Consider the following 9,095-nt stretch of genomic DNA (forward strand, 5'->3'; position numbering starts at 1 on the left):
GGGCTGCAGCGTTGACCCGCTCCGCTCGGGCCCGCTCCGCTCACCCGGCCACGCCGAACGCCTGCCGCAGCCGCCGCAGCAGCGCCGGGACCGCGGGCACGCCGTCGCGCCACACCAGGGCGAGCAGCGCGGGGGCCGCGACATCGCTCAGGGCGACGGCGGTCAGCCGGTCGGCGTGACCCGCGACCATCGACTCGCTGAGGATCGCCACTCCGAGGCCGCGGGCGGCCAGGTCCGCCACCGCGCCGGCCGCGCTGGCCTCCAGGGCGATGCCGGGCCGCAGCCCCTGGGCGGCGCAGGCCTGGTCGAGGACCGTGCGCAGGCCGGTGCCCGTCGGCATGCACACGAGGGGATGGGCACAGACCTCGCGCAACGCGGCGCGCTCCCGGCCCGCGAGCGGATGTCCCGGGGCCACGGCCGCGACCAGCGGCTCGCTCACCACGGTCACCGATCCGACCCCCTCCGGCGGGGCGGCCGTCCCGACCAGCGCCAGATCGAGTGCGCCGCCGCGCACGGCCTCCACCAGCCGGTCGGAGTTGTCCTCGGTCAGCGAGAGCTCCACACCGGGGTGCGCCGCGTGGAAGGCGGCCAGCGCCTCGAACAGCGGCAGCACCGTGCACCCCACGACCATGCCGACCGAGATCCGCCCGCGCAGCAGTCCCGTCACCTCGTCCACGCTCCGGCGGACCGCCTCGGCCGCGGCCAGCGCCGCCCGGGCGTGCTCCAGGGCCGCCTTCCCTGCGACCGTGAGGGTCGCGGCCCGGGCCGACCGGTCGAACAGCTCCGCGCCGAGCTCCCGTTCGAGCTGCCGGACCTGGGCGCTCACCCCGGACTGACTGATGTGCACCCGCTCCGCAGCCCGCGTGAAGTTCCGCTCCTCGGCGACCGCGACGAAGTACTCCAGCTGACGCAGTTCCATGACTGCTGATTCTAGTAGCCAGAGCCATCATCTGTTGGACTTCTGGCACCGCCCGGCAGAGGCTGGAGGCGAAGCGATGGAGACCCGCCTTCGCCGTCCCGACAGGGAGGAACACCATGACCGCCGACGCCGAGAAGGCCATGCGTCCCGAGGACATCACCCGCCTCTTCGTCGAGAGGTCCAACGCCGGTGACGCGGCCGGGGTGGCAGCGCTCTACGAGGAGAACGCGGTGATGGCCTACCCGCCCGGCTCCACCACCGTCGGCCGGGAGGCCATCCGGGCGCTCTGGGAGAAGGTGCTGGCCTCCGGCCCTCGTTTCGAGCCGGAGGAGCCACTGCCCACGCTGGTCGCCGACGGCATCGCCCTCACCGCGACCCCGCCCAAGGACGGCGCGGGCGCCCGGGCGCAGGTCGTCCGCCGCCAGCCCGACGGCAGCTGGCTGCGGGTCCTCGACCGCCCGGAGTTCCTCCTGCCCACCGGCTGACCTCGGCCGCTCACCCGTCCTCCGCGGCCGGCAGCAGGAGCACGCAACCCGGGTGGAGGGTGACCTCGACCGCGGTCCTTGTCACCGCCGCGGCCGCCGTCTCCGCGGTGCCCGGGTGGCGGGCGAAGCGGGGGTGGGCGCCGCCGCTGACCTGCCAGCGGACCCGGTGCCCGGTGTCGAAGCGGTGCGCCGTGTCGCCCATCGGGATGGTCAGCTCCACGATCGCGCCCGCCTCTGCGTCCACCGTCGCCAGACCGTCGCAGACGTTCACCGAGTGGCCCCGCGCGTCGACGTCGCAGAGCCGGACGAAGACGTGGCCTCGTCCGGTGTCCGCGGAGACCCTCAGGCGCGCCGAGACCCGCCCCGTCACCTCCAGCGCCGTGACGAGCGGCGCCCCGGTGAAGGTCACCATCCTCCCGCGCCTCCAGCTCGGCGTTGTCCTGGGGGCCGGCGCCGGGGGAGAGCAGCGGACCGCCGAGCGACGGCGTCGGGTCGGCGGGGTCGTAACGGAACGAGGCCACGGCCTCGGGTCCTTCGGGGCGCCCCGGACCCAGCCGTCCACCGGGCGCGGCGAACCAGGGCGACGGCTCCGCTGCGGCGGGCGGCCAGTCCGCGAGGTCGCGCCGCACATCCGTACCGCCGACGTGGACCCGCACCCGGGTCGGTCGCAGCGCCGACGGGTCGCCGCACAGGTGCGCCCGCAGCCAGGCCAGCATCTCGGCGAACCCTTCCGCCCAGCCCTCCCGGAGCGCCGAGCCGTGCGTCCAGGGGCCGGCGAGCAGCGACACCTCGCACCCGGATCCGCGCAGCCGGGCGTACTGCTCGAAGGTCTGGCCCGCCAGGGCGTCGTGGAAACCGGTGATCAGCGCGACGGGCACCCGCAGCCCGTCCGCGGCCCCGGCCAGGGAGGCGCCCGCCCAGTACGGGTCGTCGGCGTCCGGCCGGGAGAGGGCCTCGTCCAGCCACCCGGTGTCCTCGCCCAGCGCCTTGCGCCAGGCGGGACGCATCGGCCAGGCGGCGGCGACGCGGCGGACGTCGCGGCGCAACCGGTTGGCCGCCGCCGCGAACCTGAGCACCCCCTGGTGCTGGTACGTCAGGCCGACGCCGGAGATCAGGGCGTTCTCCAGGTGCAGGACACCGCCCGAGTGGAAGTAGCCGTGCGGATCGTGCAGGCCGAGCTGCACGGCCATCGCCTTCAGCTCCGGGGGAGGGGCGGCGGCCAGCGCCCACTGGGTGTAGCCCAGGTAGCTGGGACCGACCGTGCCCAGCCGGCCGTCGAACCAGGGCTGCTTCCGGAGCCACTCGACGGTGGCCAGGGCGTCGGCCGTTTCGTTGCGCCACAGGTGCCACGAGCCGCCCGAGCCTCCCGTGCCACGGCAGCTCTGCAGCACGACGTGGAAGCCCTGCTCCGCGAAGAGCAGCCCGTACATCGGCGACCAGGGCAGGCCACGTCCGTACGGCGAGCGCACCAGCAAGGTGGGGAAGTCTCCCTCGGTGCGCGGGAACCAGTGATCGGTGACCAGCACGCTGCCGTCGGCGGCGGCGACGGACAGACCCCGCTCCAGACCCACCCGGTGACGCCGGGCAGGCAGTCCGCGCCAGGTCGCCCGCAGCAGTCGCGAGGAAAGCGGCGGCCGGGAGAAGCGCGGAGGCCGGGAGGAGAGCGGCGGTCTTCCTGCGGCCGATGTCCGACGTGCCGTCCGTGCGGGGTGGTTCGGGCAGGGCGGCATCGCCGTCTCCTCGTCCTGGGCGGATCGGGCGTGTCCGGCCCGACAGTTCTCGTACCTTGTACGAGAATAGGGCATGCTTGGATGGCGGACGCAAGGCCGTGGAGTGCGCGGCCCGTGAGCGAGGGCAGGGTGGCTGCGGATGCCGGCTGAGGAGACCTCCGGCGCCGGGGGAGTGGACCCGCGGGAGCTGTGGCTGGGACAGGACCGGCCGCGCCGGGGCCGACGGCCGGGCTTCACCCGGGACGGGATCGTCGCCGCCGCCGTCGAACTGGCGGACGCCGAAGGGCTGGAGGCCGTCACCATGCGGCGGGTCGCCGCCCGGGTCGGTGCCGGCGTCATGTCCCTGTACAGCTACGCCCCGGACAAGGCCACACTGCTGGAGCTGATGGTCGACCACGTCGCCGGCGAACTCCCGGCCGGCCGCGAACCCACCGGGGACTGGCGGGCCGACCTCAAGGCCGTCGCCCGGTGGCAGCGGGCCCACATGCTCCGCCATCCGTGGCTCCCGGCCGCCCTCGCCGACCGCCGCAGCCCGGGCCCCCGCACCCTCGCCTTCCTGGAGTACGTACTCGCCGCGCTGCGCCCGACCGGCCTGGACGGGGCGGCCAGGGTGGAGGTGTTCGCGCAGGTGACCGCCTTCGTGGCGGGACACGTGGCCTACGAGGTCGCCCAGGCCTCGGCCTCGCGGACCCCCGACCGGCTGGCCGCCGAGGCCCGGTACCTCGCCGAGGTCGCCGCGGACGGCCGCCACCCGGAACTCGCGGAGGCGCTCGCCTCGCCCGGCCGGCCCGTCGATCCGGAAGCGACCTTCGACCGGTTCCTCAATCGGCTCGTGGACGGCCTGGGCGCGCCCGCCTGACCGTGTGAACGATTCGTTCACAACGAAATATTGACAACAGGCGACGCTGCGCCGACCCTGGAGGCATGTCCGAAACCCCTGAGCAGCCCGTCGCCGATCCCTTCCAGCCGCCGGACCCCGAGGAGGCCAGGTCGCGACGCGCCCCCGGCGCCCTCTTCCGCATCGCCGAGCGGCACGCCGCGACCGAGGAGCAGCGCCGCCGCCAGACCAACCCGATGCTCCCCGCACCGCACGAGGCGGTGCGCACGGTCGCGTTCCTGCTCAGCGGCGCCGCCCGCCTGGAGGACGGCGAGCCCGAGGTCGACAAGGCCGACATCACCGCCGCACTCACCCTTCTGCCGTTGGTGCGGGGCGAGTTGGACGAGCTGGAGACCGGTCTGCTGCAGATGGCCCGCGGCCGGGGCATGACCTGGCAGGAGATCGCCTTCGGGCTCGGCCTGGGCACCCAGCAGGCGGCCCGGCAGCGCTACGAGCGCCTGGCCTCCCGCACCGCCCGAGACGAGGGGGCCTCCTGACGCCGTGCCCCGGCACCGGGCCCGCCCTTGGGTCCCGGGCGGAGGGACACCGCGGCGCCGCCCTCCGTCAGTCCGTGGGTCGCACGGCGGTGTTCTGGCAGGCGGTCAGGAGCCAGCGCCCCTGCTCCTTGGACGCCACGTACAGCGGGGATCCCTCTCCGTCCGGCGTGCCGTCCGCGGCGAAGTAGCGCTGGCGGACCTTGACCGCGGCGACGTCGGGCCGGACGAAGCTCACGTGCTCCACCTCGTAGGTGGCGCGGGCGCCCCCCGCGCTCCATCCGGGGAGCGCCTTCGCGGTGAAGTCGGCGATGGCCTCACGCCCGTACAGCCGGGCGCCGGCGCTGGTGGTCCAGAGGGCGTCGGCGTGGAAGAGCGCCACGAACTCCTCGACCAGTTCCTCCTGTTGCACCCGCTCCACGGTCGCCACCAGGGCGCGCAGTGCGGCGGTCTCTCCCTCGGGGTCGGCGGGCAGGCGGCTCGTGTCGTGCGCGAAGGACGTCATGCCCCCACCGTGCGACCTCGACCACGCTCGAGGTCAAGCCACCGGCTCGCCCTGGGCCGCGGGCTCGTAGAAGTGCGCGCGGACCCGGTGCAACCAGGCCTCCACGGCGCCCTCCTCCGGGGCCTCCGGCAGGACGCTGCGGGCCTCCGCGAAGGCGGACTCGTAGTGGCGCAGCAGGGGTTCCGCGGCCGAGGGGTCCGCCGCGACCCGGGCGCCGAAGTCGTGGAACTCCTGCGGATCGTCGACCCGCAGGGTCAGTGAGCCGGTCGTGTACAGCTCCAGCCCCTGCACGCAGAGCCGTTTCAGGTGGCGCGCGTGCTTGGAGGTGCGCTTCCGCAGGTCCGCGGAGAAGGAACCGTCGCCCCGCCGCTCCAGTCGCCGGAACTGCTGGACGGCGTAGCCGAGATAGGCGTCGCGTACCCGCCCGGCGCTGAGGAACGAAGCGCGGATCGCCACCAGTTCGTCCCCCAGCGGGGTGCGCACCTCGTACAGCTCCTCGGGCAGCCACACCAGCTCCATGGCGGTGGGGTTGCCGGAGAGGGCGAGCCGGCACCACTTGGCCGCCTCGTGCAGCGTGCGGTCCGGTGCGGTGGTGACGTGCGACTCCTTCGGCCGCCGCAGCCCGTGCAGGTCCACGGTGGGGACGGCGAAGACGCCGAGCCGGTCCACGTCGGAACCCGCGTGGGCGAGCCCGTACGCCGTGGAGCCGACGATCCCGGACAGCAGGACATTCGCAACGGTGGTCATGGTGGCCGCCTCCCCTGGTCGCGCCGCGGAGGTAGGTGCCCGATCCGCGTGACGCCCATTCTCGTGGGGGCGTCGTCGCACGTCACCCGCATTTTCCGGCGGACCGCCCAGGCTCCGCCTCCGTGGCGGCCCCGGCAGGATCCCCGGCGCGTCCTCGCGCGCTGCCTGCCGTGGGCGGCCTACAGGGCCTCCTCCAGCTCCGCGAGCAGCCGCCGCTTGGGCCGTGCGCCCACCATGGAGCGCAGCGGCTCGCCCCCGCGGAACAGCATGAACGTCGGCATGGACAGCACGCCGTACCGGTTGGTCGTCTCCGGGCTGGTGTCCACGTCCAGCTGCACCACCTTCAGCCGCTCGCCCTCCTCCGCGGCCAGCGCGGTCAGCACCGGGGCCATCTGCCGGCACGGCGGGCACCAGTCGGCGGTGAACTCCACCAGCACCGGCAGCTCCGCCCCCAGGACCTCCGCCGTGAAATCGGCGTCCGACACCTCGGCCACGCCCTTCGCCCTGATCATCCTCGTCCTCCCAGTTCGCAGACGGGCTCCGGGCCCCCCGGAACCAGCGCCTCGGCGGCCAGACCGTCGCGCGTCCGCTCGGCCCGGACCAGCTGCCGGGCGACCTTCTCCCGGACCCCACGCAACTGCTCGATCATCGAGTCGAGCTCGTCGAGCTTGCGCCGGTACACCAGCTGCGAGGCCGGACAGGAGTCCCCCTCCGCGTGACCCGCGCGCAGGCACTCCACGAAGGGCCGCGTCTCCTCCAGGCCGAAGCCGAAGTCCTGCAGCATCCTGATCTGCCGCACCTGCGCCAGGTCGCCCTCGTCGTAGGTGCGATGCCCGTTGCCGTCCCGCCGCGCCGACAGCAGTCCGCGCGACTCGTAGTACCGCAGGGTGCGGGTGGTGGTCCCGGCCTCAGCGGCCAGCTCGCCGATTCGCATGCCGACGACGGTACGGCTTGACGCCGACGTCAAGGCAAGCGTCCCGCGCCCGGGACGGAAACCGTGCTGCGGGCCGGGGCGGACCGGAGCACGGGCACGCGCGCCACCGGGGGCGGTCGTGGCCGCCCCCGGTGGGGAAGGGAAGGACGCGGGGAAGGCTCGGAGAGGAACGGCCGCCCCGGCCCGGCTAGGGCAGCAGTTTCTCGAGCGCGGCGGAACCCTCGGAGGCCAGCTTGCGCTCGGCCCACTTGAGGGTGTCCGGCGTGACATCGCGTCCCGTGGCCAGGACAAGATCCTCGGGGGTCACCTCGGAGTCGGGTCGGGCATGGAGCTTCCCGTCCGGAGTGACCCCCTCGAAGGAGGCGCGGGACTCGTCGGGCTGTGCAGTCGACATGGGTCTCTCCCTCGGCTCGCCGATAGCCACCCGCGTACCCCCACGAAACCTCGCCTATGCGCGCAAAGCGGTCATCGGGTGGCTCGCGACGAGTGGCCGTTCGCCGCCGTGGACAAAAAGTGCTAAAACCTTAAAAGCCCCATGACCGTGCGTCGCGCGCCCGTATACGGTGCGTGAGCGCGGCGAGCCAGCCGAAGGAGCACCCCCGCATGACGGACGTATCCAGCAAGGGCCCCGCGCAGGGTGACGACAGGGAGATCCTGACCAACCGGCAGGGACACTTCGTCTACGACAACCAGAACCAGCGCACCGTGGGCGCGCGGGGGCCCGCCACGCTGGAGAACTACCAGTTCCTCGAGAAGATCAGCCACTTCGACCGCGAGCGGATTCCGGAGCGGGTGGTGCACGCCCGTGGGGCGACCGCCTTCGGATACTTCGAGGCCTACGGCGCGTGGGGCGACGAGCCCATCGACCGGTACACCCGGGCGAAGCTCTTCCAGGAGAAGGGCAGGCGCAGCAGGGTCGCCTGCCGCTTCTCCACGGTGATCGGCGGGCGCGACTCCTCGGAGTGCAACCGCGACCCGCGCGGCTTCGCGGTGAAGTTCTACACCGAGGACGGCAACTGGGACCTGGTCGGCAACAACCTGGGCGTCTTCTTCATCCGGGACGCCATCAAGTTCCCGGACGTCATCCACGCCCTCAAGCCGGACCCGGTCACCTTCGTCCAGCAGCCCCGCCGGATCTTCGACTTCATGTCGCAGACCCCGGAGTCCATGCACATGCTGGTCAACCTGTTCAGCCCGCGCGGCATCCCGGCCGACTACCGGCACCAGCAGGGCTTCGGCGTCAACACCTACAAGTGGGTCAACCAGCAGGGCGAGACCAAGCTGGTGAAGTACCACTGGATGCCCAAGCAGGGCGTCAGGAGCATGACCGAGGAGGACGCCGCCAACCTGCAGGCGCAGGACGTGGGCCACGCGACGGCGGACCTCTACGGCGCGATCGAGCGCGGCGAGTACCCGGAGTGGGAGCTCCTCGTCCAGATGATGGACGACCACGAGCACCCGGAGCTCGACTTCGACCCGCTGGACGACACCAAGACCTGGCCCGAGCAGGAGTTCCCGCCCAAGGCGGTGGGCCGCATGGTGCTCGACCGCTGCCCGGAGGACTTCTTCGCCGAGTCCGAGCAGATCGCCTTCGGCACCGGCGTGCTGGTCGACGGCCTGGACTTCTCCGACGACAAGATGCTGGTGGGCCGCACCTTCTCCTACAGCGACACCCAGCGCTACCGGGTGGGCCCCAACTACCTGCAGCTCCCGGTCAACCAGCCCGACCACGGACTCGTGCGCACCAACCAGCGCGACGGCCAGATGGCGTACCACGTCGACGGCGGGGGCGGTAACCCGATCGTCAACTACGAGCCGTCCATCCTGGGCGGACTGCGCGAGGCGCACTATCCGACCCACGACGAGCAGGGGCCGGAGATCAGCGGACGCCTCACCCGCAAGCGCATCCCGCGCACCAACGACTACCTGCAGGCCGGCCAGCGCTACTGCCTGCTGGAGGAGTGGGAGCGGGACGACCTGGTCAAGAACATGATCGACCTGCTCTCCCAGTGCGACCGTCCGGTCCAGGAGCGCATGGTCTGGCACTTCCTGCTCGTCGAGAACGACTTCGGCACCCGGGTCGGCGAGGGCCTGGGGATCGGCGCGAAGGACGTCGCCCACCTGGAGCCGCTGCAGAGCCAGGACCTCACCGACGAGGACAAGGAGCGGCTGCGCAACCTGGGGAACAACCCGCCGCGCGACGTCCAGGGCCTCACCATGACCCACTGTGTGCCCAACGAACGGTTCGTGGTCACCCGCTGACCCGGCCCTGCCCCACGACGTACCGCGAGAAGCCCCCCGGCGGACGGGCCGGGGGGCTTCTCGCTGCGCGCGCGAGGGATACGGGCGGGCGACGCCGCGGGGGTCAGTCCCGGTGGGGCGCGGCCGCGAGACCGGCCGCACC

10 protein-coding genes and 1 pseudogene are annotated in these 9,095 nt (G+C 73.1%); 4 read left to right on the forward strand and 7 right to left on the reverse strand.

Translation table 11 applies throughout. The features are described 5' to 3' along the window. Positions 1 to 40 precede the first annotated feature (40 nt). Positions 41 to 919, reverse strand: a complete 879-nt coding sequence (locus ACOV8S_RS09010; protein WP_448317182.1) for a LysR family transcriptional regulator — start codon at positions 917 to 919, stop codon at positions 41 to 43. A gap of 116 nt (positions 920 to 1,035) precedes the next feature. Here ACOV8S_RS09010 and ACOV8S_RS09015 point away from each other — a divergent pair, with 116 nt between their 5' ends. Then, positions 1,036 to 1,404, forward strand: coding sequence for a YybH family protein (locus ACOV8S_RS09015; protein ID WP_448317183.1), 369 nt, complete (start codon positions 1,036 to 1,038; stop codon positions 1,402 to 1,404). 10 nt (positions 1,405 to 1,414) lie between these two features. On the opposite strand, the pseudogene ACOV8S_RS09020 reads toward ACOV8S_RS09015, so the two are convergent. Next, positions 1,415 to 3,134, reverse strand: a pseudogene (locus tag ACOV8S_RS09020) (CocE/NonD family hydrolase). Between the two features lie 139 nt (positions 3,135 to 3,273). Here ACOV8S_RS09020 and ACOV8S_RS09025 point away from each other — a divergent pair. Both ACOV8S_RS09025 and ACOV8S_RS09030 read left to right on the forward strand, forming a co-directional pair. Next, the gene (locus ACOV8S_RS09025) at positions 3,274 to 3,993 is read left to right on the forward strand and encodes a TetR/AcrR family transcriptional regulator (protein ID WP_448317184.1); all 720 of its coding nucleotides are present in this window, start codon (positions 3,274 to 3,276) and stop codon (positions 3,991 to 3,993) included. 65 nt (positions 3,994 to 4,058) lie between these two features. Then, complete coding sequence (locus ACOV8S_RS09030; protein WP_448317185.1) at positions 4,059 to 4,508, forward strand: DNA-binding protein; 450 nt, start codon at positions 4,059 to 4,061, stop codon at positions 4,506 to 4,508. Positions 4,509 to 4,575: 67 nt separating this feature from the next. On the opposite strand, the gene ACOV8S_RS09035 is transcribed toward ACOV8S_RS09030, so the two are convergent. The 5 genes from ACOV8S_RS09035 to ACOV8S_RS09055 form a co-directional block, all read right to left on the reverse strand. Beyond that, positions 4,576 to 5,010 carry an SgcJ/EcaC family oxidoreductase gene (locus ACOV8S_RS09035; RefSeq protein WP_448317186.1) on the reverse strand — a complete coding sequence of 145 codons (435 nt, stop codon included), beginning with the start codon at positions 5,008 to 5,010 and terminating at the stop codon, positions 4,576 to 4,578. Between the two features lie 33 nt (positions 5,011 to 5,043). Beyond that, positions 5,044 to 5,757, reverse strand: coding sequence for a nucleotidyltransferase domain-containing protein (locus ACOV8S_RS09040; protein WP_448317187.1), 714 nt, complete (start codon positions 5,755 to 5,757; stop codon positions 5,044 to 5,046). Between the two features lie 179 nt (positions 5,758 to 5,936). After that, complete coding sequence (locus ACOV8S_RS09045; protein WP_448317188.1) at positions 5,937 to 6,269, reverse strand: thioredoxin family protein; 333 nt, start codon at positions 6,267 to 6,269, stop codon at positions 5,937 to 5,939. Continuing rightward, a complete protein-coding gene (locus ACOV8S_RS09050; RefSeq protein WP_448317189.1) occupies positions 6,266 to 6,691 on the reverse strand; it encodes a MerR family transcriptional regulator in 426 nt (141 codons plus the stop codon). Before ACOV8S_RS09050 ends, ACOV8S_RS09045 begins: the two co-directional genes overlap by 4 nt. Before the next feature lie 187 nt (positions 6,692 to 6,878). Continuing rightward, complete coding sequence (locus ACOV8S_RS09055) at positions 6,879 to 7,085, reverse strand: hypothetical protein (protein WP_108953245.1); 207 nt, start codon at positions 7,083 to 7,085, stop codon at positions 6,879 to 6,881. A gap of 209 nt (positions 7,086 to 7,294) precedes the next feature. On the opposite strand from ACOV8S_RS09055, the gene ACOV8S_RS09060 reads away from it, so the two are divergent. After that, the gene (locus ACOV8S_RS09060; protein ID WP_448317190.1) at positions 7,295 to 8,953 is read left to right on the forward strand and encodes a catalase; all 1,659 of its coding nucleotides are present in this window, start codon (positions 7,295 to 7,297) and stop codon (positions 8,951 to 8,953) included. The last annotated feature ends 142 nt before the right edge of the window (positions 8,954 to 9,095 follow it).

The organism is Streptomyces sp. CO7, from assembly GCF_053474865.1.

Excerpts from the sequence above, each read along its gene's own strand:
- ACOV8S_RS09045 (WP_448317188.1), bottom strand. The coding sequence starts at position 6,269 with ATGATCAGGGCGAAGGGCGTGGCCGAGGTGTCGGACGCCGATTTCACG.
- ACOV8S_RS09050 (WP_448317189.1), bottom strand. The coding sequence starts at position 6,691 with ATGCGAATCGGCGAGCTGGCCGCTGAGGCCGGGACCACCACCCGCACC.
- ACOV8S_RS09030 (WP_448317185.1), top strand. The coding sequence starts at position 4,059 with ATGTCCGAAACCCCTGAGCAGCCCGTCGCCGATCCCTTCCAGCCGCCG.
- ACOV8S_RS09040 (WP_448317187.1), bottom strand. The coding sequence starts at position 5,757 with ATGACCACCGTTGCGAATGTCCTGCTGTCCGGGATCGTCGGCTCCACG.
- ACOV8S_RS09015 (WP_448317183.1), top strand. The coding sequence starts at position 1,036 with ATGACCGCCGACGCCGAGAAGGCCATGCGTCCCGAGGACATCACCCGC.
- ACOV8S_RS09055 (WP_108953245.1), bottom strand. The coding sequence starts at position 7,085 with ATGTCGACTGCACAGCCCGACGAGTCCCGCGCCTCCTTCGAGGGGGTC.
- ACOV8S_RS09010 (WP_448317182.1), bottom strand. The coding sequence starts at position 919 with ATGGAACTGCGTCAGCTGGAGTACTTCGTCGCGGTCGCCGAGGAGCGG.
- ACOV8S_RS09060 (WP_448317190.1), top strand. The coding sequence starts at position 7,295 with ATGACGGACGTATCCAGCAAGGGCCCCGCGCAGGGTGACGACAGGGAG.
- ACOV8S_RS09035 (WP_448317186.1), bottom strand. The coding sequence starts at position 5,010 with ATGACGTCCTTCGCGCACGACACGAGCCGCCTGCCCGCCGACCCCGAG.
- ACOV8S_RS09025 (WP_448317184.1), top strand. The coding sequence starts at position 3,274 with ATGCCGGCTGAGGAGACCTCCGGCGCCGGGGGAGTGGACCCGCGGGAG.